The organism is Ruegeria sp. YKSF131 (genome assembly GCF_059612645.1).
Genome location: NZ_JBXWQZ010000063.1, coordinates 1 through 25,870 on the forward strand (window position 1 = coordinate 1; position 25,870 = coordinate 25,870).

Sequence of the window (25,870 nt, forward strand, 5' to 3'; positions counted from 1 at the left end):
ATATTTTTCATCCGGTGGCGCAACATCTGTCGGCCTAACCGTGCGAGATCTGTTGCAAAATCCGGATTCTCCGCGACATTCTCAAATTCGCCCTTACCTTGATGGTCGAACAGGATCGGGGGCAGGTCGGCAGCGAACTCGACCAGGGTGAACCGTTCATCCCGCAATATTCCCAAACACGAGTCGCTGTTACCGGTCCCCAATTCTTGCTGCCATAACGTCGGGTTTTCAGGTTCTGAGAAATCAAGTTCGCTGAAAGAATAGTCGCGCCAATCGTCTGGGATATTACCCCGCAACAATGGCAGCAAGGACAGTCCATCCATAGCGTTCGGAACAGCCTGTCCAATCCAGTCCAATATGGTTGGTGTGACATCCACAGACTCGGTTGGAACGGTGATCTTGCTTCCCGCCATAGCTTCATTCCCGGGCAAACGGATCATCAGCGGTGTGTGATACGCCGCATCGTAGACCGTCATCTTGCCCCAGCTGTGTCGATCCCCCAGCATTTCACCATGATCGGCGGTGATAACCAGCAGTGTATCGTCGTATTGCCCGCTGTCCTTCAGGTACTGGACAACACGACCGATGTGGTGATCAACCTCTGTTGCCAGGCCAAGATATATAGCACGCAAAGTGCGATTGTTTTCGTCCGTAGGTTCAACGTAATCAAAACCGTGAACGAATTTTTTCGCGCTATAGGTATCCAGCTTTGGTCCGAAGAACGGATGCAGCGCTTTTTCTGCTGCTGCGCTCGGCAAGCAGTGCGGCAGAGGGATGTCCGCCGGGTCATACATGTCATTGTAGGGGGCCGGTGCGACCAACGGCGGATGCGGGCGGATATAGGTCAAATGGGCGAACCAACCCTTTCCACGATGAGGCGCGATTCCGTCCAGAAAGGCATCGGTCAGAAAGGCTGTATCGCTGTCTTCTGCCCGATACAGCGCGGGATCATTCAGCTGCGGGTGTCCACCATCGGGCGAAACGGGCTTGTAGACGTCCCAGTACTTTTCGAACTGATACCCCTTTTTCATCAGATGGGCTTGCCATGGATATGATTCTTCAAGGCGCATTTCGACAACTTCAACGAACCCGGTCATCGACTGTTCGTAAGACTTGAGGTCAGGGTCATTGGGATCATGGACGCGCGGATCGGCGGAGGTATCTGTGTACCCAAACAACATTGGCAGGTAACCAGCTTTGCGCATTTCCGTGGCAATGTTCGGAGTATCGTGTCGCAACGGCGTTCCGTTTCTAACCGACCGATGATTCATCGCATATTGGCCGGTCAGAATCGATGCACGCGAGGGACCGCAGGGATTGGTGACCGAGAAATGGCGGGTAAAGGTCACGGCCTCATCCATAAAAGCCCGCAAATTCGGAAGGTTCACATGGTCTGCCAAGGCCCCGGACAGGCAATCCGCTCTGAGTTGATCGATGATGACAAACAAGACGTTCTTGGTCTGATGCATACCGACTTCTCCGATTCCGCGCCGTAACAAACAACGCGGAATGTGTATTGCTTCCCGCCATAGCGCAACCGATTTGTCGGTCGGACAAAGGCGTATTATCCCGGCAAAGTCGCTGCGCGATAACTTCTGGCAAGCACCTGTTCAGCATAGCTTCAATGCGACGGTCGGCGTGACGTCAAGGCCATCCGGCGCCGCAAAAAGATGTTCAACGGCACAAAGCCATTGCGGTCATTGAATGTTTCACTTCACATGACCTCATGACGCAGCCTTCGATAATCTCAGAACACGATTCCAGCGGTACTCGTGTACGCATATCCGGAGAGCTGCTCACGCAATCGCTTCAAACCGTTGAACAAGGTTTTGCCTCTGTCCGCCCAACCGGAGACAGGCTTGTTCTCGATCTGTCCGAGGTCGAAGCCCTGGATACCGGCGGTGCCTGGCTGATCGCGGACCTTGGCAAACGCTTCACGTCGCAAGGTGCAACACTTGAATTTCAAGGGGTGAAACCGGCACATGCCACTCTGATAGATACTGTAACCCGCAGCATACCCGACGAACCCGGTGAACTTGATAAACCGCGAAGTCTGTTGGATTTGATCGCACAAATGGGTCACATCACTGTTGGTGCCTGGCGGGATACGCTTTCCATCCTCGAATTTCTGGGTCTGACACTGCATCGGCTGTTTCGTACCATTGTCATGCCATGGCGACTGCGCAAGGCAGCGCTGGTCACACACATGGAAGAGACCGGGTTCAAAGCACTGCCAATCGTGGCCCTTATGGGATTTCTGATCGGTGTCGTACTGGCCTTTCAGGGCGCAACCCAGCTGAAGCAATTTGGAGCTGAGATATTCGTTGTCGAACTGATCTCGATCTCGGTTCTGCGTGAATTGGGCATATTGTTGACGGCAATTATTGTTGCCGGGCGCTCGGGTTCTGCATTCACCGCATCTATCGGTTCGATGAAAGTGCAGGAAGAAATCGACGCAATGCGAACACTGGGTCTGGACCCGATCGAAGTTCTGGTCATTCCCCGCGTTTTGGCCTTGTTGATCATGTTGCCCATACTGGGTTTTGTCGCCGATATCGCGGGTCTGTTTGGTGGCGCATTGATGAGCTGGATCGACCTGGGTGTAAGCCCCGGCATGTTTCTTACTCGCTTGAAGGAAAACACCGACGTCTGGCAATTGGCGGTCGGTCTTATCAAAGCTCCGTTCTTTGCGCTCGTTATTGGCGTTATTGCCTGCTGGCAGGCAATGCAGGTCAAAGGGTCCGCCCAAAGTGTCGGTCAACGTACGACAGCATCAGTTGTTCAATCCATTTTCATGGTGATCGCAATCGACGCTTTGTTTTCGATCTTCTTCTCAGAGATCGGAATATGACATGACCGGGGATACACCACAGCCATCAGTCGCCACAACTAAAGACCGTGAGGCTGTCATTCGTGTAAGCGGGCTCCGAACTCAGTTCGGTACCCAGGTCGTACACGAAAACCTGAATCTTGATGTCTGGAAGGGAGAAGTTCTGGGAATCGTTGGCGGGTCGGGCACCGGTAAATCCGTATTACTCAGAACTATCGTAGGGCTGAACAAACCCGCCGCCGGAGAAATCGAGGTGCTGGGTGTCGATGTTCTGAATGGCCCAGAGGATGACCGCCGCAGGATCGAACGCCGCTGGGGTGTTGCCTTTCAGGACGGGGCACTGTTTTCGTCACTGACCGTGCTGCAAAACGTGATGGCTCCGTTGCGGGAACACACAGGTCTCAGCGAAAAACTAATGGAGTCTCTGGGTGCGTTGAAGATCAGCCTCGTGGGACTGCCACAGCTGAGTTGCGGCAAGTTTCCGTCAGAACTGTCGGGTGGCATGCGCAAGCGCGCTGCGCTGGCCCGGGCGCTGGCTCTTGACCCCGAGATCGTTTTTCTGGACGAACCAACCGCAGGATTGGACCCGATCGGCGCAGCGGCGTATGATGAACTGATCGGCGAATTACAGCAGGCACTTGGGTTGACCGTTTTCATGGTCACCCATGATCTGGACAGTCTTTACGCGATCTGCGACCGCGTTGCAGTGCTTGCAGAAAAGCGCGTGCTGGTTGAAGGTCCGATTGAGGATATGACCAAGGTCGACCATCCTTGGGTACAGGAATACTTCACAGGCCCCCGCGCCCGCGCGGCACAACAGAAGGGGCAAAACAGGTAAAGGCAATGGAAACCCGGGCGAACTATATACTGATCGGCGCGTTTACCCTTGCGGGGTTGCTGTGCGCATTCGGCTTTTTCCTGTGGCTCGCCAAGTTTGAGATCACGCGCCAATACGCTTATTACGATGTACTATTTGACAATGTCGCAGGTCTGTCGGCAGCCAGCGGCGTGAACTTCAACGGCCTGCCGGTCGGGCAGGTCGTTTCCTTGCAACTGGATGATAATGATCCGTCAAAGGTTCGCGTGCGGATCGAAGTGGACGCAGACATTCCGATAACCAATGATACAATCGCACAGCTTCAGTCACTTGGTGTGACTGGTGTTGGTTATGTCGAACTGACAGGGGGATCCGCTAACGCCGAACGATTGCCACAAAAGAGCATTATCAAGAGCAAACGAAGCACAATTCAATCCCTGTTCGAAGGCGCGCCAAAAGTTCTGGATGAAGCCGTAACGCTTTTGGAGAACCTGAACAAAGTCGTCGATGATAAAAACCGGGAAGCTGTGAGCGGTATTCTGGACAATCTTGCTTCGGCCACAGGTAAACTGGACAAAACACTGACAAGTTTTGAATCCGTGGCAAATGACATCGGCAGCGCTGCACAGGATATTGGCGCGTTTTCAAAGCGGCTGGACCCACTGATCGAAACTGCTCAAACAACGCTCAAAACTGGTGCGGAAACATTGGAAGCCGTCAAAACGGCTTCCGGGTCCGCCAAGACCGCGCTGGACGATGCTAAAACAACCCTTCAGACGGCTGACCGCATTTTGCAGCAGGACGTGAAGCCTTTCATCGAGCGAGGCTCGCAACTGGCTGAACGATTGACCGTTTTGTCTGATGAAGGCAGCGTTACCCTTGGAATTGTGAACGAAACCGTTCTGAACGCCAATACGGCGCTTGGCTCGATTACTACGGCGATGGAGTCCGCCAAGGGGGCGCTGGCTTCGGCAGAATCCGCTTTTGACTCTGCAAATCGTGTCATGGAGGAAGACGTGGCACCTGTTGCGGAAGATGTCCGGAAGGCGGCCAATCAGGTGACCGAAACCGTCGCGGGCATAACGGAAAAGATCGATCAGATCTCGGATGACGTCCTGAGCGCGTCAAATTCCGCGTCCGAATTGCTGGGAACCATCGACGACATCGTGCAGAGCAACCGCCGACAAGTGTCAGACTTCCTGCGTGTCGGGTTGCCTCAGTTTGTTCGTTTTATCGAAGAATCCCAGCGTCTTGTTATCAGTCTGGATCGCCTCGTAGACAAAGTTGAACGCGATCCGGCACGTTTCCTTCTGGGCACCCAAGCATCGGAGTTCCGTCAATGATCAAGCCTGCACTTGCAATGTTGATGGTCGTGTTGTTTGGCGGCTGCGCTGGTCTGGGCACGTTGAAACAAGCGGCGAAACCGAATGACTTGTATCTGCTGACCCCTAAAAGCACTTTTTCCTCAGCGCTGCCCAGGATTGAAAAGCAGATCGTCGTTCAGGAACCGACGGCAACTGCCGCAGTGAACACGGATCAGATTGCCATTCAACCTACCGCGTTGCAGGTTCAATATTTGCCCCGCGCCCGCTGGGTGGATCGCGCGCCCTTGATCGTTCAAACCCTATTGGTCGAAAGCTTTGAGAACTCGGGCAAAGTCGCAGCTGTTGGACGCTCAACCGTTGGTCTGCGAGCCGATTACGTAATCGCCCCGGACCTTCGAGAGTTTCAGGGGGTCGTGATCGAAGACACCGAGAATGGAACCAAAATTCGCGTCGAAGTTCGTATTAACATCAAGGTGATCGACGAATACGAAGACAAGATCATTGCGTCCAGCTCGTTCCAGGAAAACGTCGTGGCGGCAAGCGATCAGACACCCGATCTGATCAACGCGTTTGATCTGGCTTTGGGGCGCGCGATGCGAGATTCTGTAGAATGGAGCATTCGCAAGATCAATACCCACGTGGCAAACAACCCGCGATCCATTCCCAGATAACGAAAGCCGCATAAGACGGCGGAAAAAGCGGGCAATTACAGACGCGCTTTCACATGACCAAACATTGCTCTACCCAATGTGGTTTTCAGAATTGTGCGGCCGAAGCTCGGTTCCAATCATCTGCAAATTCTTCGGGAATGTCGTCCTTTAACAAGGCGCCGTCCTCCAAATAGGTATAAAGTTCGGCATAGCTGCGCTCATGCTCGTCCGCAGTGCGGCGCAAGATATCACGGGGATGTAACTCGGATGCTTTTTCCTTGCCCATGGCGCCCAAAAGCTCGCGGAAACTTTCCAGCGTGGCATCGTGATAGCGATGAACACGCCGACGTTTCTGCGGCACATTCACGGCGCGCCCGCGGATGGGATCTTGTGTAGCCACCCCTGATGGACAACGGTTTGTGTTGCAATGCAATGCCTGGATGCAACCAACCGCAAACATCATCGCGCGCGCCGAGTTGCACATGTCTGCACCAAGCGCCAACTTCTCGACCATGTCATAACCGGTCGCCACTTTGCCGGAGCAGATGATCCGAATCTTGTCACGCACTCCGACACCGCGCAAACAGTTGCTGACAAAGATCAAGGCTTCGTTCAGGGGCATACCCAACCGGTTGGTAAATTCCACCGGGGCTGCGCCTGTGCCCCCTTCTGCCCCGTCAATCGTGATGAAATCCGGCAAGATACCCGTTTCAAGCATTGCTTTGCAGATCGCCATGAACTCGGACGGCCTGCCGATGCACAGTTTGAAACCGACAGGTTTGCCACCTGACATTTCCCGCAGGTGCTGGACAAAATGCATCAAACCCGTGGGCCCATCGAATGCGCTGTGGGTGGGCGGAGAAATCACATCCTGATGTTCTGGCACACCACGTATCTCGGCAATCTCAGCATCAACTTTGGCAGCAGGCAGAACACCGCCATGGGCGGGCTTTGCACCTTGTGACAGCTTGATCTCAATAGCCTTGACCACGTCCTTTCTTGCCTTTTCGGCAAACTTGTCCTTGTCAAATCCACCAGCCGGGGTCCGGCACCCGAAATAACCCGTCCCGATCTGCCAGATGATGTCTCCGCCTTCAGCCAGGTGATGCGGTGACAGACCGCCCTCTCCGGTGTTATGCGCGAACCCCCCATCCTTGGCTCCTCCGTTCAGCGCGCGGATGGCGTTGGCGCTGAGCGCGCCAAAGCTCATGGCAGACACATTAAGACGCGAGGCGCTGTATGGTTGCGTACATTGTGGACCGCCCAGCAATATGCGTTCTTCACTTTTGTCTACATGTTTGGGGGCAAGTGAGTGGTTGGCGCGATGATACCCGGTTTCGGTAATGTCGTATTGCGTGCCGAACGCGTGTGTGTCCACCTGCCCCTTGGCCCGAGAATAAACCAGCCCTCGGACAATTCTGTTGAAAGGCCGTCCACTTTCGTTGGTTTCAACGAAGTACTGGCGAATTTCCGGACTTACAAATTCCAACATGTACCGGAAATGGCCAAGAACCGGATAGTTGTTCAGGACGTTGTGCCTGGTCGTCAAAACATCATAAAGACCGATGATCGCGTACGGCACCAAAATGATCAGAAGCCAATGGGCAGGCGACCAGAAGAACCCAAGGATCAGAACCACTGGCAGACAGACACAGCTTAGAAAAAAGAAAATTCTGCGTACAATCATGTTCCAAACTCCTTGTGTTTTTATCGGGCTGATGAGCCATGCTGTCAGAACTCAACGTGAAACAGATTGAAATTTTATTTCAAGTGTCAGCGGTAAAATGTCTGCTGAGGGACGCAAATGTGAAATCATGTTACGAACGGACCAACTGTTGAACCCAGTGCAACCAGCGGATAAATCACGCTAACCGGACGACAAAGGGCCGATCCTTGGCAAACACACACTCCCACCTCTGGCGTGAACGAAAAAGCGTGATGTTTCTGTCCGTCTTCGTCGGTGGGGCGCTTGGGTCGTTGTTGCGTGAGGCGTTTGCACTAGAAATCCCCGGCCTCAGCTTTCTAACTTCGACTTTCGGCATCAACGTGACCGCCTGTTTTGTTCTGGGCTGGCTGTATTCCGTGCGCCATAAGGTGCACGCGCATGTTCTGTATCTTGGCACCGTCGGATTTTGCGGCGGATTGTCGACCTTCTCATCTTTTGTTGCTGATCTTGAACGTATGGCCGAAGGCGGCCTATGGGTAACGTCCCTGGCAATCGGGCTGGAAGTTTCATTTGGCCTTGCGGCCGCGCTGATTGGCGAAAGCCTTGGTCGTCATTTTCACTCTGAAAAGTCGCCGTCATGAGCGAATTGTATCTTCATTCCATGTTCGCGTTGGGTGGGGGTCTGGGGGCCGTGATGCGCCATTGGCTGGCGCTGAAAATTCGGCACGACTTGCCACTAGCAACCTTGCTCGTAAATGTATTGGGCAGCTTGTTGCTGGGGATCTGGGTGGGGTATTTGGGAGGTCCTGTAGACATAGCCGAGGACCAAAAACGCCTTGTTTTCGGGTTTTGCGGCGGTTTTACAACCTTTTCCAGCTTTGCCTACCAATCGCTCGAGCTTCACCGCGAACGCACATTGTTTTTGGCAGCAGGCAATATTCTGTTCAGCCTTGCTCTGTGCTGGTTCGCTTTCTGGCTTGGCCTGCTGTTAACGCGCTGAAGCTTACCAAGCTGGGCAATAAACTCGAACACTGATTTGCTTTTCTTTCCGACCAACGTTGGGTCCCAAGCCACGCCAACGCTTTGACAAATAAAGAGTTTGAAAAGACTTATTGCATTAAGCTGAACTGCATCGAGTGTTCTGGTGTGTGAGCAATGGCCTGTGTCCTTGACCCGGACATGGGCCATTTCTTAATCGGATCAGACCCCATAACGGGCAAGAAACATATCCACGGCTTGTGTCGCCACTTCGGTGATTTCTTCTTTGCTGAACGAATTCTGAATTCCAAATGCGGCCCGGGTCCAGATTCTTACCTTGCAAAGCTCGGAGAACTGCTCAGCCGCGATATAAACATCTTCAATCGCCAACTCACCTTTGGCCACGGCTTTTTCAAGATATTCCGCCATTTGACGCTGGCCATTTTGCGGCCCCGCTTCATAAAATGCGCGGCCAAGTTCCGGAAACCGGTCCCGTTCGGCAACACAAATCCGAAAAACTTGCTGCGCGAAATCTGAAACCAGAAACGCCGTCAATTGCGTGGCCGCGATCATCAGCACTTCGCGGGCGGGTTTGGTCTCGTCAATCATCGCGATGATCCGTTCAGCCATCAGACAGCATTCCGTTTGCGCAACTTCCATGAACAAAAGACGCTTGTCCGGGAAATAGCTGTACAAGGTTGCTTTTGACACCCCAGCCGCGCGTGCAATATCATCCACGCTTGCGCCCTCGAATCCATCCGCCATGAAAACCTCTCGGGCCCCGCGCAAAACCTGATCGAACTTTCGGCCTGTGCGCAGGATGGTGGCGGTCTGGGTCATGTCATCTCCTTGAGCAATACCTGACACAGTTTATAAACCGTTCGGTTCAGGTACAAGGATTCTCGTATTTCGCTAATATCTGGCAATGCTCTAATTGTGCCGCAGGTCTCTTGCGACGGTTTCAAACCGTGTTAGGACTTGGCCCATGGCCGATATCTTTTTTCGTACACTTCCCTTTTTTGCGATCATCGGCCTTGGCTTTTGGGCTGGGCGCACACGGTTCTTTACGGCCGAAGCAACCGCATATCTGACCAAGTTCGTATTCTTCTTCGCACTATCGGCAATGCTTTTTCGATTTGCGGCGACCCTGCCCTTTGCAGAGATTTTTAACGCAAGACTGATCTTCGGTTACCTCATAGGCACCGCCGCTGTTTATGGCATAGCCACTTGCGTAGCGTGGATTCGCAGCCTTGATGTGCCGACTTCGGCGGTTGAAGCACAGTGCGCTGCCATTGGAAACGTTGGCTTTCTTGGCCTGCCAATGCTCGCGGTGCTGTTCACCGAAGCAGCTATTGGCCCGGTCATGCTGGTTCTGACCGTAGATCTGGTTGTATTCTCGTCTCTGATCGTGATCCTGATCAACGGTGGGCGTGACGGAAGGCTGACGCCAGCCACTTTCAAACTGATTGGAATGGGTCTGCTCAAGAACCCGATGATTGTCTCGATCTCTGCCGGGCTCGTCTGGTCATCCCTGCAAATCCCGGTTCCCGATCCGCTGAACAGCTTTCTGACCATTCTCGGTGGTGCCGCTACCCCCGGAGCGCTTTTTGCAATCGGCGCGTCCCTGGCTGGCAAATCCGCAGAAAGAATTCAGATCGCAGCCTGGTTGAGTTTCTGCAAGCTGGTGCTCCACCCGCTTTTCGTGGCAATCGCCCTGATCTGGCTGATCCCGGTCGAAACATTCCCGGCAAGCATTGCAATTGCGGCGTCCGCTCTGCCCGTAGCAGGAAATGTCTATATGTTGGCCGCGCATTACGGCATTGCCCCACAGCGTGCCTCGGCTGCTATTTTGCTGTCGACGCTCGTCAGCATTGTAACAATACCGCTTGTTATTGCGACTCTAGGAACTCCCTGACCTTCACCTTTTTAAAAATACTCACACCAAAGGCACTCGGACTTTACGCCGGGTCCGTGGATCGTTAGCCATGTTGCGACTCTAGAATAAGGACGATGCCTGATGGAAACCCTTTCGGAAAATGCCTGTTTCGGCGGAGTGCAAGGCGTGTATCGCCATGCTTCGTCGGCATGCCAATGCGACATGACGTTTGGCCTTTTTCTTCCGACCGAGGCGAAAGATGGCCCGGTTCCGATTCTGTGGTATCTGTCTGGTCTGACCTGCACTCATGAAAACGCGATGACAAAAGCCGGCGCACAGGCGTGGGCTGCGGAACAGGGCATTGCAGTGGTGTTTCCCGACACTTCGCCACGCGGTGAAGGTGTTGCGGATCACGACGACTACGATTTGGGTCAGGGCGCTGGGTTCTACGTGAACGCCACGCAGGAGCCTTGGGCACCGCATTTCAGGATGTGGGATTACATTGCCGACGAATTGCCCGCCTTGCTGTTCGAAAACTTTGCCATCGACAGCGAACGTCAGGCCATAACCGGTCATTCCATGGGCGGGCATGGTGCATTGACACTGGCCATGAACCTTCCGGGACGGTACCGCTCGGTTTCGGCCTTTGCGCCCATCTCGAACCCGACGGGTGCAGACTGGGGGCGCAAACAGCTTGGCGCGTATCTGGGGGATGATAAATCCCTTTGGGCCAAACACGATGCTTCCCTGTTAATGAAGGAAACCGGTTTCGACGGTCCCGTCCTGATCGATACGGGCACCAATGATCAGTTCATGGACCTGCTGCGCCCCGAAACGCTTACCCAAGCCATCGCTGAGCGTCGCCAGCAAGCAACCTTCCGCCTCCAGTCGGGGTATGACCATTCGTACTTCTTCGTATCTACCTTCATGGAAGACCACATCGTTTTCCACGCCGAAGCGCTGTACGGAGACTGAGGGATGAGCAAATACGACTATGATCTGGTCATCATCGGATCCGGGCCTTCGGGGCGTTCCGCTGCCATTCAGGCTGGCAAGCTCAAGCGACGGGTTCTGGTGATCGACCGCAAAGACCGTTTTGGTGGGGTATCCGTTCACACCGGAACAATCCCATCCAAGACATTGCGTGAAACGGTTCTGAATCTGTCGGGCTGGCGCGAGCGCAGCTTTTATGGCCGTTCCTATCGGGTCAAAGACCAGATCCGCGCCGAGGATCTGAAAGCCCGCCTGCACATGACCCTTGATCACGAGGTCGACGTGCTGGAACATCAATTCAACCGGAACCATGTCGATACGCTGAACGGTCTGGCAAGGTTCATTGGACCGCACGAAGTGGAAGTCGCCACTGATGCTGGCGAGACTACCCGAATAACAGCGGCCAAGTTTCTGATTGCTACGGGAACCAAAACTTATCGCCCCGATTATGTTCCGTTCAACGGCAAGACAGTGGTTGATGGCGACGAATTTCTGGAAATGGCAGAAATCCCGCGTTCACTGGTTGTTATCGGTGCCGGGGTCATTGGGGTCGAATACGCCACGATGTTCTCGGCGCTGGACGTTCGGGTGACGCTGATCGAGCCGCGGGATACGTTTCTGGACTTCATCGACTGCCGCTTGATCCATGATTTCACCCATCAAATCCGCGAAAACGGTGTTGATCTGCGGTTGGGATCGGCTGTCGAAAAGATTGAAGATGCGGGCGAGCACGTCGAAGTGACCCTAGAAAACGGGCGCCACGTGCGGGCGGAGATGCTGCTTTTTGCAGCCGGGCGCATGGGCGCAACATCGAAACTCAATCTGGATTCTGTCGGACTGGAAACCGATCACCGCAACCGGATCAAGGTAGACCGCAAGACATATCAGACCGCTGTTCCGCATATCTATGCGACCGGTGATGTGATCGGCCACCCTTCGCTGGCTTCTACTTCACTGCAGCAAGGGCGCGTGGCTGCCTGCCATGCGCTTGAGACACCTACACTGCCGGAAAGCCCATGGTACCCCTATGGCATCTACTCTGTTCCCGAAATTTCCACCTGCGGCATGTCCGAGGAAGAACTTCAGGAGCGCAGCATACCCTATGAGGTCGGCGTTGCCCGATTCCGCGAGACCTCACGCGGGCATATCATGGGTTTGGAACACGGCATGCTGAAGATGCTGTTTTCGCTGAAGACCCGCCGTGTCTTGGGCGTGCAGATTGTGGGCGAAGGTGCGACCGAACTGATCCACATTGCTCAGGCGGTGCTGAACCTGAAGGGCACTGTCGATTACTTCGTTCAAAACACGTTCAACTATCCAACTCTGGCCGAGGCTTACAAGATCGCCGGGCTGGATGCTTTCAACCGGATGCCGATCCCGGAGGAATTCAAGGTGCGGAAGAAACCTGCAGAACCGGAGAAAAAAGAGGCCAAAAAGGCGTGACAACGCTCTATGTCGATGGCGATGCCTGCCCTGTAAAGGCCGAGGCCGAACGGGTTGCTACGCGACACAAGGTGCCTATGGCACTGGTGTCGAATGGCGGTCTTCGACCGTCAGCAAACCCGCTTGTACAGGTCATCGTGGTCTCGGAAGGTGCTGATGAAGCGGACAAATGGATTGCAGAACGCTGTGGCGCAGGGGATGTAGTTGTTACCTCCGATATCCCTCTGGCCGCGAAATGCGTCGCAGCGGGTGCCCAAGTTTTGCGCCCGAACGGCGAAGCTTTTACGGCAGCGAACATAGGCCAGCAATTGGCAATGCGTGATTTGATGGCTGACCTGCGGGCCGCCAATCCGCTGGGGGCCGGAGGCGGCGGCCGACCATTCAGCAAAGCAGATCGTTCAAGGTTTCTGGATGCGTTAGAGCGGGAACTTCGCGCAGCGACCCGAGGATAAGTGCAGTCACCGGCAAGCTAAAATGCCAGCCGGTAACCAGAAACGCCCGTTTACAAGCCCGCCGAAAGAACGCAGGCTGCGAAAGACTTCTGATCAGGCTATTCGCAAACGGAGACCGAATTATGAAAGTACAGGGTGCTCATTACCGGTCGATTTGGTGGGACAAATCGGCAGGTGAGGTTCGGATTATCGACCAGCGTTGGCTGCCCCATGACTTTCGGGTGGTTACCCTGAAAACGCTGGATGAATTTGCGACAGCGATCCGCGACATGTGGGTCAGGGGTGCGCCACTGATTGGTGCAACAGCCGCGTTTGGAATTGCCGAACAGATGTCCCGTGACAGCTCTGACGCTTCGTTCGATGCCGCATATGACGTATTGCACGCGACCCGGCCAACGGCCATCAACCTGCGATGGGCATTGGACAGATGCCGCGACTCGCTGATGCCACTTGCCCCAAGTGATCGTGCTGAACGGGCCTGGGCACTGGCACAGGAGGTTGCAGACGAAGATGTTGAGATCAATGCCTCGATAGGTCGCCACGGGCTGCAACTGATCAAAGAAATTGCAGCCCGAAAGCCCGCAGGTGAACCGGTGCGGCTATTGACGCATTGCAATGCCGGTTGGCTGGCAACGGTGGATTGGGGAACGGCGACAAGCCCGATGTATCATGCGCATGACGCGGGCATTCCGCTTCATGTCTGGGTGGATGAGACCCGACCACGAAATCAGGGGGCGCTGACATCCTGGGAGCTTGGTGAACACGGCATTCCCCATCGTTACATCGTGGACAATGCAGGTGGTCACCTAATGCAACATGGTTTGGTTGACGCAGTCATCACCGGTACAGACCGGACCACGGCACAAGGCGATGTCTGCAATAAAATCGGCACCTACCTGAAAGCCTTGGCGGCGCGGGACAACGGGGTTCCGTTTTATGTCGCCCTGCCCTCGCCCACGATTGACTGGACGGTTCGGGATGGAGTGTCGGAAATCCCGATCGAAGAACGCGATACAAAAGAAGTGACCCATGTCATGGGCGTGGATGGACAGGGGGATATTGCCGATGTTCGCGTCACCCCGAACGGGACGGAAGGTGGCAATCCTGCCTTTGATGTCACACCCAACCGGCTGGTGACGGGGCTTATCACCGAACGCGGCGTCTGTGCCGCCTCGGCCGAAGGCCTTGCAGGATTGTTTCCGGACCGAGTCGGCTAGATTAACACCCCACACGGCTTTACCCTTGGCACGCGCACGTAGGTCGAGCGCGAAACGTCACTTCAGGCAGGGACTGCCAGACGGTTCTCTCGGATCGGTAGATGAACGATGGCGCTAAAGGCCCCAATTGCCACACCGATCCACCAGACCAGGGCATAGTCACCATACTGGTCATACATGCGCCCACCCAGCCAGACGCCCAGGAAGCTGCCAACCTGATGGCTGAAGAAGATTATGCCATAGAGTGTTCCCATGTAACGCAAACCATAGAGGTGCGCGACAAGACCCGACGTGAGCGGAACGGTGGCCAACCAAAGCGACCCCATCACCAGCGAGAATGTAATAACGGACAACGGCGTTATCGGGAAAATGATGAACAACGCCGCAGCAAGCGTCCGACCGGCATAAACCGAGGCCAGCAGATATTTCTTGGGAAAATGATTACCCGCCCAACCTGCCACAAGGGTCCCGGCGATATTGGCCAAACCAATCAGTGAAATCGATACCGCGCCAAGTGCGGACGTGGATGTGATGCCGATGGAATGCAGCACGCTGCCGGCTTGGATCGGTCCGCACATCTCGGTCACGAATGCGGGGAAGTGGGCCGTGATAAATCCAAGTTGGTAACCGCAGCTAAAAAACCCAATAAATATCAAAGCATAAGAAGGATCTCGGAACGCCTTCCCCAGAATTTCTCCCATGCTTTCTTGCAACTCTGCCTTTGAAGCTGGTTGAGGCGCCCGCATGAAAGGCAAGGTCAATACCAGCGCAAGAATCGCAGCGGCAAACACGACGAAGACTTGTTGCCAGGGCAGGAATGACAGCAACCACTCAGCCGTCGGCGCGCCCAGAACCTGCCCAAAGCTGCCCGCGGCGGTAACGATGGCCAGCGACATGGACCGGTTTTCATCAGAGGAAGCGCGACCGACCACAGCCAAAACCACACCGAACCCGGTACCGGCAATGCCAAACCCAACCAGCCACGCATAAACCTGATGCTCGAGCGGTGTGACGGACCAGGCCGACAGAACCAGACCAGCAGCATAGGTCAAGGCGCCGAGGATAATGGCCTTTCGGTCTCCTACTTTCTCAGCGATAGCTGCAAAGATCGGTTGACCGATGCCCCAAGCCAGATTCTGGATTGCAATCGCCAATGAGAAATCCGTGCGCAGCCAGCCAAATTCACTGGCGATCGGAATCTGAAACACGCCGAAAGACGCGCGCACGGCAAAGCTGACCGTGATGATGATGCATCCAACGATCAGGATCGGGTTCAACATGCGGGTGGATTGCGGCATAGAGACCTCGGGTAGCTTGGTCCGACGGACCGTACTGGATTTACGGGTTGCGTCAATTCAACAGATTTGCGGTCACGGATAAGCAAATTTGATACGTCAGGGAAAAGGCTTCTTTTCAACGGGCTGGGTCATGGGTAAGGCTCTGGGTCATGACGGATCTGATTTCGCACTACGAAGCCCGCGTCGAGGATGGAACTCTGACGCGTGACGACGCTCAAGAAGCCGTGTTACCCCAGTTTGAGCGCATCCGTGCAGCACTGGCCGAGCCGGTTAAACGAGGGTTTTTCCGCAAGGCTCCGCCTCCACCTAAAGGCCTGTACCTGTGGGGTGGCGTCGGACGTGGTAAATCGATGCTGATGGACATGTTCGTCGACACGCTGGGTGAAGTCCCCGCACGGCGCGTTCACTTTCATGCCTTCATGCAGGAAATCCATGCCGGAATGCACAAGGCCCGGAAAGAGAACGTCGAAGATGCTCTGGCACCCGTGGCAAAGGAGGTGGTGAAATCCGTCCGCCTGCTGGCCTTCGACGAGATGCAGATCACTGACATTACGGATGCGATGATCGTCGGCCGTTTGTTTGACCTGCTGCATGAAGGTGGCGTTGTTGTTGTGACCACGTCGAACAGGCATCCGGACGAGCTGTATAAGGATGGGTTGAACCGGCAATTATTCTTGCCTTTTATTGCCCATATCAAAGACCAGTTGCAGGTATGGGAACTGGTATCGCCCACGGATTACCGTCAGAACAGACTAGAGGGTGCTCCGGTCTATTTTACACCCATCGGGCCCGAAGCGCGGCAGAAAATACGGGATGTCTGGAAAGATCTTGCAGGCGGTCCTGCCGATCCGTTGATATTGCAGGTCAAAGGCCGCGCTGTCGAACTGCCCGCATTTCGCAATGGTGTTGCACGGGCTTCGTTCTATGACCTGTGCGGCCGGATGCTGGGACCGGCAGACTATCTGGCTATCGCAGAAGCAATTAAAGTGCTGGTGCTTGAGGACATCCCCCGTCTGTCGAGAAATAACTTCAACGAAGCCAAGCGCTTTGTCATCCTGATTGATGCGCTCTACGAGGCAAAAGTTCGGTTGATCTGCTCGGCTGCGGCAGAGCCCGAGATGTTGTATGTCGAAGGTGAAGGCACCTTTGAGTTTGAGCGTACTGCGTCGCGCCTGCGGGAAATGCAGGACCAGAACTGGGGGAAGTAGGGGGCTCTGCCCCCGTCGCGCTGCGCACGCCTCCCCCGGAGTATTTGCGAAAAGATGAAGCTTAACCGTTTTCTCGCAGGATGTTTCCGGCAAGATAAAGGGAGCCGCAGATCAGGACACGCGCCTGTGGGTCTTGATCCGTGATTGCCTTCAACGCATCCGAAACGCTTGCAGCGACCGAAGAGGGCAAGCCAACTTTGGCGGCGGCGGCGGCGGTTTCATCGGCGCTGAGCGTGGCCGCCTCGCCCGGTATGGAGACGGCAGTCAGACTTGCAACCTGTCTGGACAGTGGCGCGAGATACCCAGTCACGTCTTTCGTGTTGAGCATACCGCAGATTAAATGCGTGGGACGTTGCGGCATTTTCGCCAGCACATCGGCCAGCGCGATACCTGCGGCCGCGTTATGCCCTCCATCCAGCCACAGTTCGACCTGAGGGGCTTGCTCGGTCAGCGGGCCGGTTTTGAGACGTTGCATACGCGCAGGCCAATCGGCATTGGATACGGCAGCCTCGTAGGCCGCGTCACCCATTGAAAGATGACGCAGAACCGCTAAGGCGGCACCGGCATTCTGGAACTGATGTGCACCCAGCAGGTTGGGTAGCGGCAGATCACGCAGCCCGGTTTCGTCCTGATAGATCAAGCGCCCGTTTTCTTCATGAACGTGCCAATGCTGGCCATGTACAAGCAGCGGTGCGCCCAACCGGGCGGCTGTGTACTCGATCACCTCCAGCGCCTCGTCTTCTTGCGGGCCGACGATGCATGGCACACCAGGTTTGATAATGCCCGCCTTTTCGGCGGCAATCTTTCCCAGGGTGTCGCCCAGATACTGTTCATGATCGATTGAAACCGGCGTAATGACTGTCACCGCCGGTTCATCAATCACATTTGTCGCGTCAAGCCGTCCGCCCAGACCGACCTCGAGCAGAGTGTAATCTGCTTTGCAGCGAGAGAAGGCCAGCAAGGCGGCGCAGGTTGTGATCTCGAAATACGTGATGTTCTCGCCGCCATTCGCCGCGTAGCACTCATCCAGAACCGCGGTCAGGCCGGGTTCCGAAATCAGTTCGCCCGCCAACCGGATACGTTCGTGAAATCGCGCTAGATGGGGCGAAGTGTAGGCATGAACGGAACGCCCTGCCCCTTCCAAGCCCGCCCGGATCATGGCCTGGGTCGAGCCTTTACCGTTGGTTCCGGCAATATGGATAACTGGAGGCAGCTTGAGCTGCGGGTTGTCCAAAGCGGCCAGCAATCGCCAGACGCGGTCCAAGGTCAAATCAATGATCTTGGGGTGCAGCGCCATCATCCGGTCGAGGATGGCGTCAGATGTCTTGGTGTTCATTTTTTTCCGGTCTCTTCGGCCTGCGCGACCTTGGCCGTTTCATCCGGGATCGGTGCTGGCAGATCACCTTTGATCGCCGGCGGTTGGTTCATCAGCATCCGGGTGATGGTGATCAGTTCGTCGCGCATCTCGGTACGTTTGGTGACACGGTCCAGCATCCCGTGATCCAGCAGGTACTCAGCCCGCTGGAAGCCGTCGGGCAACTTTTCGCGAATCGTCTGCTCGATAACTCGGGGACCGGCAAAGCAGATCAACGCGTTCGGTTCAGAGATGTGGACATCGCCCAACATCGCATATGACGCCGTCACACCACCGGTGGTGGGATGGGTCAGCACAACGATATAGGGCAAATTCGCTTCTTTCAGCATTTCGACGGCTACGGTTGTGCGCGGCATTTGCATCAGGCTGAGTATGCCTTCCTGCATCCGCGCACCACCAGCTGCCGAGAACAGGATCAGTGGGCGCTTTAGCTTAACCGCTTCTTGAGCGGCCGCGATGATCGCGTTGCCCACATACATGCCCATTGATCCGCCCATGAAGGAAAAATCCTGCGCTGCTGCAACGATAGGCGTGCGCCCAATTTCGCCTTTGACAACCAGCATCGCCTCTTTTTCGCCGGTCTTTTTCTGCGCCGCTCGCATACGCTCGGGATATTTCTTCTGGTCGCGGAAATGCAACGGATCTTCTTTTGGCGCTGGCACTGCAACCTCGGTGAAAATACCGCCGTCGAACAGGTGATTGAACCGCTCGCGTGGGGTAATCGCCATGTGATGGTCACATTGGGTACAGACGTTCTGATTTTCCGCAAGTTCACGATGAAACAGCATCGTTCCGCACTCGTCACATTTCTGCCAGAGGTTTTCGGGCACTTCGCGGCGAGAGAAGATCGAGTTGATCCGGGGGCGGACGTAGTTTGTGATCCAGTTCATGTCGGAACCTTGGCTTGTGCGGTGTTGACGTCAAATAAGACGCCACGGGAAGAAATGCAATCAACGCCTGAGCGCAAGCCGCGCTGCCAGCCAGCATACGAACATCACAGCCAAATCCACCATCAGCCAGGGACGAAGCTGTTCGGCGTCAGATGCATCGAAGGGAAGCGAGAAAAGCGCCAGCCCACTCAAGTTATCTGGCAAAGAAATGAACAATAATGCGATGATGTTATTGAAGAAATGCAGGGCGATAGCTGGCCCCAATGTGCCTGCGCGCGCTGTGAGATCGGATACAAACAACCCAAATATTAATGCCCAAAGCACAAACAGAATTGCATTTTCTCCTACCATCTCCGGTGTGTAGTGGCCAGCGGCAAACAAAACAGACGGAACCCCCATCCAAATGACGGGCGATTGAAACCTGGCTGCAAGAGCTTGCTGAATGTACCCTCGAAACAGAACTTCTTCGGCGCTGGTCTGAATCAGGACAACCAATACCGAGACCGGAAGCAACAAGAGCCAAGTTGAAAATGGCAGATTCTTTGACAGAGATTCCCCCAAGCCGTAGGGCGGCAGCAAGACACCGACGGCGCCCAAGATAAGCAGGGCTTTCAGCACTTTCAGAAATTGGGCCACAACCAGACCCCGTTGGCCAAAAATTGATCGCAAAGATCGGTGCTGAAGCTGACGCGCGGCCACTGCCACGCCAAGAATGATGAACCCGAAACTGGCCAGCATCAGAAGCAGCGCCAAAGGTGTGTTGCCTTGCAAAAGTTCCTGACCCCACTTCGCTGGGCCCAACCCCGTTATCACGGTAAAAAACACCAGGTTCAAAACGCTGACCAGCGCGGCGATCAATGCCAGCCCCAGCAAAAGACGCCAGAGTTCGGGTCTGGCGCGGGCTGTTTCGACCAAACGCGCATGAGCCGAATACGCTCTAGGCATTCTTACCAATACCTTCCTGCGCCGTTTCATCTGTCACGGGCGGAAACATGTCTTCGGCGTTCTGGGCCACGCTGATCCTGTTCGAGAGCGTCGTCAGATACCCTGCAACCGTCTGCAGCAACTGCATAGCGACCGAAGCATCGCTTTCAACAACGGCACGCAGCTCTTCTGCGCCGATACGCAAGAAGCTGCTATCTTCCGTCGCGACCAGATCCAGCTGCCGTGGTTCCCCTGTAATGATGGACAGGTCGCCGATGAGCCGTCCGGGTTCTATGAACGAGATTGTCCGTTTCGTTCCATCCTCGTTGGACCAATCCAGTTTGGCCTGTCCTGAAATGCACAAATAGGCCGCATCCGGCGCCTGACCGCGGGAAAAGATGACTTGTCCGGCGCTGGCCTCGTACCATTGCGCCGAAAACGCCAGCAGCCGCTGGTTTCTGCCATCCAAGCCAGAAAACAGCTGCGTTGCTGACAGGATCTCGAGTTTCCGGCTCAGATCGTCCGAAGTGCTGTCCTCATGCGCTGGCCTGCTCCGCGAGACGCCGTCGATCCGTCCATCCTTTATTTCTACAAACAAGTCATAGGCTTCGGGGTGCGCAAAATGATCCTCCATGAAAATCATGATGGAATCGGGCAGCAACTCCCGCAGTTTCAGGCGCGTGCGCAACCGGCTTTCCGAGTCGTGGCTGGCCAACGCCTTGTCCAGGATCAGAATGTCGGGGCGTTTGATGCCTGCGCGCGAAAAAGCGGCACGCTCCTGAAACACAGTTGGAAGGTTGTTGCCGCCCAGCCCGGACGGAAGGTCATAAATAATGGCCGCTGCTCGACGGCGCAGACCGGCTTCGTTCATGGCCTCTGCAACGATGTCTTCGATATCTTCGGCATGGGCACCTGCCATCAAAGATATCCGGCCATAGATCGCGTTTTCCATCACGGTCAGGCGCGGCACATAGATGTCAGGCGCCACAGACATGAACAAACCGTCCATTGCACCACGCAACCGTTCAGCCTGGGTCTTGCGGATAGCAAGGATTTTTTCCTTGTATTCCTCTGGGAAATCAGGACCGATCTGTTCTGCGGTCAGAAGGAAAGGCACTGTCAGTAGCAAGGCGCGCTCCTGATCGCTCAGCGCAGCATTCCCTTTGGCTTTGCGCCGGTCCTGGATGTCAAGCAGCCGATGATACATGTCCTTGGACATGCCAAGCCGCAGAAACAGGGGATGGTCAGCCCCATCCCGCCCAAATGTCTTGCCAAGAGTATCCATGACGGCATTCGATATGCTGATCGCGTCATCTGCAAGATCATGGGTGCTGAGCAATTGTACAAACCGCGCGTCGCCAGCCAGAATGTCTGGAGAGATGTCGCGCGACGGTGCCGCGAACAACAGGTTTCCCCCAAGCGGGACAGCCGGGTTGAACTGGTTGGGATCGAACCGATAAACATACCGATCCAGTCCTTTTGCCTTCAACCGTTCAGCGATGGAGTCTCTCAGCCTGACTATTTCCTGTGCCAGTATCGGGTGTATCTCTGGATCAAACTGGGTGCGCAGAGTGCGCCGGAACATGAACTCGTCAATCCCCATGGCTTCCACCAGTTGGAACCACCAATCACGTATTCCATCAATATCGTCCAGACCGGCCAGTCCCGGATCGATCCACTCATCTTCCAGCGAGTCTGGTGGGTTACCGGCCCGAACAGACTCGATCTGACGACGGGACGGGGTTCTTATGGCATCTGCCTCGTGCTGTGGATGGGTGCGCAATGACATCATGAGGTTATCGCCCAAAGTCCCGTCAAACAGATACGGGCGTGAATAGGCATAACCGATCCGGGCCGCGATAACTGATTGGTGCAATTCGTCCAGCCTGTGGCCAGCTATGATCACATCGCCCTGAACAGGCAGAACCTCGCGGGTCAGCAACTGGCCCAATGCACTGCGTTCCGACGCATGGGTGGATTGAATCGCCACACGCGCGCCACGTGGGATAGTCAGATCAATATCCTCTAGAATGGTTTTGCCATCGCCATCGCGTACGGTCACATTGCGCAATTCGATATCACCGGTCAGATGCGGAATGGTTTCCGGCTCACCGATGAACAGCTCTTCGGGAATCATGTTGTCCGGGGCAAATCTTTCAGTAACCACTTCCCATCGCAGGGACATATCCTGTACCTGGTTGTAGTAGGTCAGAAGGTCTTTCCAGGGCCCGCTAAGGTCTTTGTACGCGCCCAACGCGGCAACCAATGCACCTACTGTCACCTCGCCCGTGATCGCCAGGTATCCGCCCACCGAATAAAACAAAAAAGGCGTCATCTGAGTGATCAGATTGTTCAGGAACTTCATAAAGAATTTCTTTTTGTAGATCTTGAACCGGATCTCGAACAAGGTTCCCAGCCTATGGCTGAACTGTGCCAGACGATACCGCCAGCCGCCATTCGTGCGCAGGTCGCTGATGCCCGCCGCGCTTTCCCCGATTTCCGAGCTCAGGCGCCGAACCTCCTGAATACGGTCCTTGTTCAGCAAATTGATCTGGCGTTGCAACTTGGGGATCAACCAGGCCTGAAGCGGGATCAGCGCGATGCTTGCCAGACCAAACCAGAGGCTTTGCATGAACAGAAAGGTGACGATTGTCATCATTTGGCCGAACTGAAACACCGGTTGCGCAATCGCATCCCCCATCAAGCCGCCCATCGGCTCGGCCTCGGATGTGATCATCGAGACCAGCTCTCCTTGGCTGGTGGTCGCGAAATAGGACTTTGGGAACCGCATCGAGCGTTGAATCAGGGTATAGCGAAGACGGCGCAGCATACGTTCGGACAAGATGCCTTTCATCGTATTGATGCGCATCTTCATCAAACCACTGGCGATCACAGTGGCCAGAAATAGAAAGCACAGTATCATCAGATACTGAACTTGAGACACTGTGATGCCCCAGACTGTCACCGTGTCGCCCGGCGCACCAATAGCGTCATTGATGATTTGTTTAGGCAGCTCCAGCGATGCATATAGAAAAGGGAAGGACAGGACCGTTAGCAGCAACAGGACAAGTTGCTGTTTTTTCGAATACTTCCAAATAAAAGAAAATAATGTGGGCTCCATAGCCTGGCCTTATCGATAGCTGAACTGATGTTTGGCTGTTCTGGGGTAACCCATTTTTAGGAAACAGACGGTAAGCACTGACCCGACGTATTGCAAGAATTGACGGCATCAGCCCCCCAATCCGGCACCTATCTTTTTTACGCTTACCCACCAACCTGAAAACGTAGCGCTCAAGTAGTGTTTTTGTGATTGCGGGTTTATTCCTACTCATTTCTTTGACTAAAGAAGGACATTATCGGACGAAGAGACCATGCGCAGGATTCTGGATCGCTATATTCATCGCCGGACGCTCGGCCGCTGGAGCCGGGCTGTGCGGCAGGCGCCAGATTCGGCGCAAGCCGAGTTGCGATTGAAACGCGATCAGGCACGCAGTCTGCGTGGGCAACTGGATCGCCTGATCCAACTGGCGGATGCGCGCCTGCTCCGTCCGAAAATAGGATCAACTCAGTTTCACCGGCCTGTCGGCACCGACTGGAGCTGGCGGCCCGGACTTTGGCGCGCGCCGTTGTTGCAATCCGGCATGGCCTCTGTTCCCCGTAGAACGGTTATGGACGATCAGGTCAGCTTGTTTCACGACTGCCCATTGACCGAAATCGTCGTGCGGCAAATCCGCAACCGGGGGGCAAGTGATCTGGCTCCGTTCAGTCTGGAGGTCGAGGTCTTTGGTTTCGAGGGTTCGTTCCTGTCGGTATCGATCGACTTGCCGCGTGAGGCCGCCCGCGACCTGACACGCGAGCATCTGATCCGGTTAGAAACCCTGATTGACTGCGAAAAACCATCGGGTGTGTTCGCACGTCTCAATGTTCAGCACGGACCCAATATGGAGCAGGTTTTGCGGCAACTGAACCCTTCTGACGCCGTGAACGCAGTTGAGTTTGACTTGGCTCACCTGCCCCTGAATGAACGCAGGATCGAAAAGATCTGGCTGGATCTAATTTTCGAAAAACCGGAAATGAACCGTATGAGTGTACGAGACCTTACGTTTTGCCGTTTCCATCGCGCCGACTTGTGAGACGATCAAAGATGACACAAACATCCCTGACCTTCATTCGGTTCGAAAACGGTATTTGGCACGGTTATGTTGAGGCCGAGCGGCAACCGGGATTGGAGGTTCGATATCTGGGGAAAGCACTGGAGGGAGTTGAGCTTTCGCCCGCAGACAACGGATGGGACCTGAATGTTCCGGTACCCGTGACAGCCCTGTCCGAAGGCGTGCACAGCTTCGTCATAGTCGACGCAGACGGCGTTGAGAAACTTGGGAGTTTCTCCATTATTGCAGGTGAACCAGCCGCCGATGATCTCAGGGCTGAAGTGGATCTTTTGCGCGCGGAGCTGGATATGCTGAAACGCGCTTTCCGACGGGTAAGCCGAGGAGACGGCTGAAACGCTTGCGAAGTCCGATGATCCATTCAGTTATGTGCACTAAGCGCGGTGCCTGCGTATTGAGCTGCTGGATGATGAAATAATATCCCGCGAGCCAGAAAGAAAAGGGCCGCGTTGTACGCGGCCCATTGGTTTGGTTATTGGGACGGCCCGTGCGGGGTGAACGCTGACAAGCCTTTAAGGATGTCTATGGCATATGCTAGTTGATAATCCTCTTTCCGCAGCTCGGCCGTGGCTTCGGCCCTAGCGCGATCTTCCTCAATCTGGCGAACTTCATCCTCGCTCAGGCTGTCATTGTTCAGGCTGCCGCGCAGGTCAGCTTCGGACCGGGTCCGCACATTACTCTCATCCTCTTCTTGTGCAGGTGCCGGGCGAGGCTGCTCAACAATGATGTCTGGACTGACGCCAAGGGCCTGGATCGAGCGTCCTGATGGCGTGTAATAGCGCGATGTGGTCAGGCGCATGGCACCGTCACCGCGCAGTGGCATGACCGTCTGCACGGATCCTTTACCAAAGCTCTTGGTGCCAACGACGATAGCGCGGCGATGATCCTGCAACGCACCGGCCACAATCTCGGACGCCGAGGCCGAGCCGCCATTGATCAGCACCACAATCGGCTTGCCTTCGGCCAGATCCCCGGGGGTTGCATTGAACCGCTCACCTTCGTTCGGATCGCGGCCGCGCGTAGAAACGATTTCGCCTTCGTTCAGGAACGCGTCCGACACTTTGATCGCCTGAGTCAACAGGCCGCCTGGGTTGTTGCGCAGGTCCAGAACAAAGCCGTTCACCTTGTCGATGCCACCTGCTTCGGCAATCTGCTCCTGCAAGCCTTCTTTCAGGTTCGGGAAGGTCTGGTCGTTGAACGTGGTTACACGCAGCACGACACTGGTGCCTTCGGTCCGTGCGCGCACAGCGGTCAACTTGATTGTGTCACGGATAATAGTGACGTCGAAGGGATCAGGTTCACCCTCACGTACGACGGTGATGATAATTTCGGACCCGACCGGGCCGCGCATCAGGTCAACCGCTTTGTCCAGCGTCAGGCCCAGAATGCTTTCACCGTCCACATGGGTAATGAAATCCCCGGCTTCGATTCCGGCTGCGTCGGCGGGGGTATCGTCAATGGGTGAGACGACTTTTACAAAGCCTTCTTCCTGCGTGACTTCGATACCCAACCCACCAAACTCGCCCCGGGTCTGCACGCGCATTTGTTCGGCATCGTCAGGAGAAAGATAACTCGAATGCGGATCAAGTGATGTCAACATGCCGTCAATCGCCGCCTCGATCAGTTCTTCGGGCTCAACCTCTTCGACATACTGTGCACGGATACGTTCAAAAATGTCGCCGAACAAATCCAGCTGTTCATAGACGCTTGCCTTGTTCTCGGCCTCCTGCGCCAGCAGGGGTCCTGCGATCTGAGTTGT

General features: G+C 55.1%; 23 protein-coding genes. 14 read left to right on the plus strand and 9 right to left on the minus strand.

Annotated elements, in window-relative coordinates:
• Nucleotides 1–1,469 (minus strand): alkaline phosphatase family protein (locus AC2FLZ_RS18100; RefSeq protein WP_496882535.1); only part of this gene is annotated, 1,469 nt, incomplete at its 3' end.
• A 257-nt stretch (nt 1,470–1,726) separates the two neighbouring features.
• Between AC2FLZ_RS18100 and AC2FLZ_RS18105 the strand changes: the two genes are divergently transcribed.
• The 4 genes from AC2FLZ_RS18105 to AC2FLZ_RS18120 are packed head-to-tail and all read left to right on the plus strand — an operon-like array spanning nt 1,727 to nt 5,643.
• Complete coding sequence (locus AC2FLZ_RS18105; protein WP_480519934.1) at nt 1,727–2,851, plus strand: ABC transporter permease; 1,125 nt, start codon at nt 1,727–1,729, stop codon at nt 2,849–2,851.
• A gap of 1 nt (nt 2,852) precedes the next feature.
• Nucleotides 2,853–3,668, plus strand: a complete 816-nt coding sequence (locus tag AC2FLZ_RS18110) for an ABC transporter ATP-binding protein (RefSeq protein WP_480519932.1) — start codon at nt 2,853–2,855, stop codon at nt 3,666–3,668.
• 5 nt (nt 3,669–3,673) lie between these two features.
• Nucleotides 3,674–4,990 (plus strand): MlaD family protein, encoded by a 1,317-nt coding sequence (locus AC2FLZ_RS18115; protein ID WP_496882536.1) that lies wholly within the window; start codon nt 3,674–3,676, stop codon nt 4,988–4,990.
• Entirely contained in the window at nt 4,987–5,643 is a 657-nt protein-coding gene (locus AC2FLZ_RS18120; RefSeq protein WP_480477226.1) for an ABC-type transport auxiliary lipoprotein family protein, read from the plus strand. The genes AC2FLZ_RS18115 and AC2FLZ_RS18120 overlap by 4 nt, the downstream gene beginning before the upstream one ends.
• A gap of 85 nt (nt 5,644–5,728) precedes the next feature.
• On the opposite strand, the gene AC2FLZ_RS18125 is transcribed toward AC2FLZ_RS18120, so the two are convergent.
• The gene (locus AC2FLZ_RS18125; RefSeq protein ID WP_496882537.1) at nt 5,729–7,309 is read right to left on the minus strand and encodes an FMN-binding glutamate synthase family protein; all 1,581 of its coding nucleotides are present in this window, start codon (nt 7,307–7,309) and stop codon (nt 5,729–5,731) included.
• A 251-nt stretch (nt 7,310–7,560) separates the two neighbouring features.
• On the opposite strand from AC2FLZ_RS18125, the gene AC2FLZ_RS18130 reads away from it, so the two are divergent.
• On the plus strand, nt 7,561–7,929 hold the full coding sequence (locus AC2FLZ_RS18130; RefSeq protein ID WP_480554932.1) for a fluoride efflux transporter FluC: 369 nt from the start codon (nt 7,561–7,563) through the stop codon (nt 7,927–7,929).
• Between the two features lie 20 nt (nt 7,930–7,949).
• Entirely contained in the window at nt 7,950–8,288 is a 339-nt protein-coding gene (crcB, locus tag AC2FLZ_RS18135) for a fluoride efflux transporter CrcB (protein ID WP_496716064.1), read from the plus strand.
• A gap of 200 nt (nt 8,289–8,488) precedes the next feature.
• Here crcB and AC2FLZ_RS18140 read toward each other — a convergent pair whose 3' ends face one another.
• A complete protein-coding gene (locus tag AC2FLZ_RS18140) occupies nt 8,489–9,106 on the minus strand; it encodes a TetR/AcrR family transcriptional regulator (protein ID WP_480554930.1) in 618 nt (205 codons plus the stop codon).
• 145 nt (nt 9,107–9,251) lie between these two features.
• On the opposite strand from AC2FLZ_RS18140, the gene AC2FLZ_RS18145 reads away from it, so the two are divergent.
• From AC2FLZ_RS18145 to mtnA, 5 genes are all read left to right on the plus strand, one after another.
• Complete coding sequence (locus AC2FLZ_RS18145; protein WP_496882538.1) at nt 9,252–10,181, plus strand: AEC family transporter; 930 nt, start codon at nt 9,252–9,254, stop codon at nt 10,179–10,181.
• A 102-nt stretch (nt 10,182–10,283) separates the two neighbouring features.
• The gene (gene fghA / locus AC2FLZ_RS18150) at nt 10,284–11,117 is read left to right on the plus strand and encodes an S-formylglutathione hydrolase (RefSeq protein ID WP_496716062.1); all 834 of its coding nucleotides are present in this window, start codon (nt 10,284–10,286) and stop codon (nt 11,115–11,117) included.
• A 3-nt stretch (nt 11,118–11,120) separates the two neighbouring features.
• The gene (gene sthA / locus AC2FLZ_RS18155; protein WP_480623176.1) at nt 11,121–12,578 is read left to right on the plus strand and encodes a Si-specific NAD(P)(+) transhydrogenase; all 1,458 of its coding nucleotides are present in this window, start codon (nt 11,121–11,123) and stop codon (nt 12,576–12,578) included.
• Nucleotides 12,575–13,030 carry a YaiI/YqxD family protein gene (locus tag AC2FLZ_RS18160; protein WP_480554928.1) on the plus strand — a complete coding sequence of 152 codons (456 nt, stop codon included), beginning with the start codon at nt 12,575–12,577 and terminating at the stop codon, nt 13,028–13,030. Before sthA ends, AC2FLZ_RS18160 begins: the two co-directional genes overlap by 4 nt.
• A 122-nt stretch (nt 13,031–13,152) precedes the next feature.
• The gene (gene mtnA / locus AC2FLZ_RS18165; protein ID WP_496882539.1) at nt 13,153–14,247 is read left to right on the plus strand and encodes an S-methyl-5-thioribose-1-phosphate isomerase; all 1,095 of its coding nucleotides are present in this window, start codon (nt 13,153–13,155) and stop codon (nt 14,245–14,247) included.
• 62 nt (nt 14,248–14,309) lie between these two features.
• Here mtnA and AC2FLZ_RS18170 read toward each other — a convergent pair whose 3' ends face one another.
• Nucleotides 14,310–15,545, minus strand: coding sequence for an MFS transporter (locus AC2FLZ_RS18170; RefSeq protein WP_496882540.1), 1,236 nt, complete (start codon nt 15,543–15,545; stop codon nt 14,310–14,312).
• 149 nt (nt 15,546–15,694) lie between these two features.
• Between AC2FLZ_RS18170 and zapE the strand changes: the two genes are divergently transcribed.
• Nucleotides 15,695–16,753 carry a cell division protein ZapE gene (gene zapE, locus AC2FLZ_RS18175; RefSeq protein WP_480506974.1) on the plus strand — a complete coding sequence of 353 codons (1,059 nt, stop codon included), beginning with the start codon at nt 15,695–15,697 and terminating at the stop codon, nt 16,751–16,753.
• 61 nt (nt 16,754–16,814) lie between these two features.
• Here zapE and AC2FLZ_RS18180 read toward each other — a convergent pair whose 3' ends face one another.
• The 4 genes from AC2FLZ_RS18180 to AC2FLZ_RS18195 form a co-directional block, all read right to left on the minus strand.
• The gene (locus AC2FLZ_RS18180) at nt 16,815–18,089 is read right to left on the minus strand and encodes a bifunctional folylpolyglutamate synthase/dihydrofolate synthase (RefSeq protein WP_480519908.1); all 1,275 of its coding nucleotides are present in this window, start codon (nt 18,087–18,089) and stop codon (nt 16,815–16,817) included.
• On the minus strand, nt 18,086–19,018 hold the full coding sequence (gene accD, locus AC2FLZ_RS18185; protein ID WP_480554924.1) for an acetyl-CoA carboxylase, carboxyltransferase subunit beta: 933 nt from the start codon (nt 19,016–19,018) through the stop codon (nt 18,086–18,088). The genes AC2FLZ_RS18180 and accD overlap by 4 nt, the downstream gene beginning before the upstream one ends.
• A 60-nt stretch (nt 19,019–19,078) precedes the next feature.
• Nucleotides 19,079–19,654, minus strand: coding sequence for a CPBP family intramembrane glutamic endopeptidase (locus AC2FLZ_RS18190; RefSeq protein ID WP_496882541.1), 576 nt, complete (start codon nt 19,652–19,654; stop codon nt 19,079–19,081).
• A gap of 301 nt (nt 19,655–19,955) precedes the next feature.
• Nucleotides 19,956–23,063, minus strand: coding sequence for an ABC transporter transmembrane domain-containing protein (locus AC2FLZ_RS18195; RefSeq protein ID WP_496882542.1), 3,108 nt, complete (start codon nt 23,061–23,063; stop codon nt 19,956–19,958).
• 250 nt (nt 23,064–23,313) lie between these two features.
• Here AC2FLZ_RS18195 and AC2FLZ_RS18200 point away from each other — a divergent pair, with 250 nt between their 5' ends.
• Together AC2FLZ_RS18200 and AC2FLZ_RS18205 are read left to right on the plus strand one after the other, a co-directional pair.
• On the plus strand, nt 23,314–24,075 hold the full coding sequence (locus tag AC2FLZ_RS18200) for a DUF6478 family protein (RefSeq protein WP_480477194.1): 762 nt from the start codon (nt 23,314–23,316) through the stop codon (nt 24,073–24,075).
• Between the two features lie 11 nt (nt 24,076–24,086).
• Nucleotides 24,087–24,446, plus strand: coding sequence for a hypothetical protein (locus AC2FLZ_RS18205; protein WP_480554921.1), 360 nt, complete (start codon nt 24,087–24,089; stop codon nt 24,444–24,446).
• 137 nt (nt 24,447–24,583) lie between these two features.
• Here AC2FLZ_RS18205 and AC2FLZ_RS18210 read toward each other — a convergent pair.
• Nucleotides 24,584–25,870 (minus strand): S41 family peptidase (locus AC2FLZ_RS18210; protein ID WP_496882543.1); only part of this gene is annotated, 1,287 nt, incomplete at its 5' end.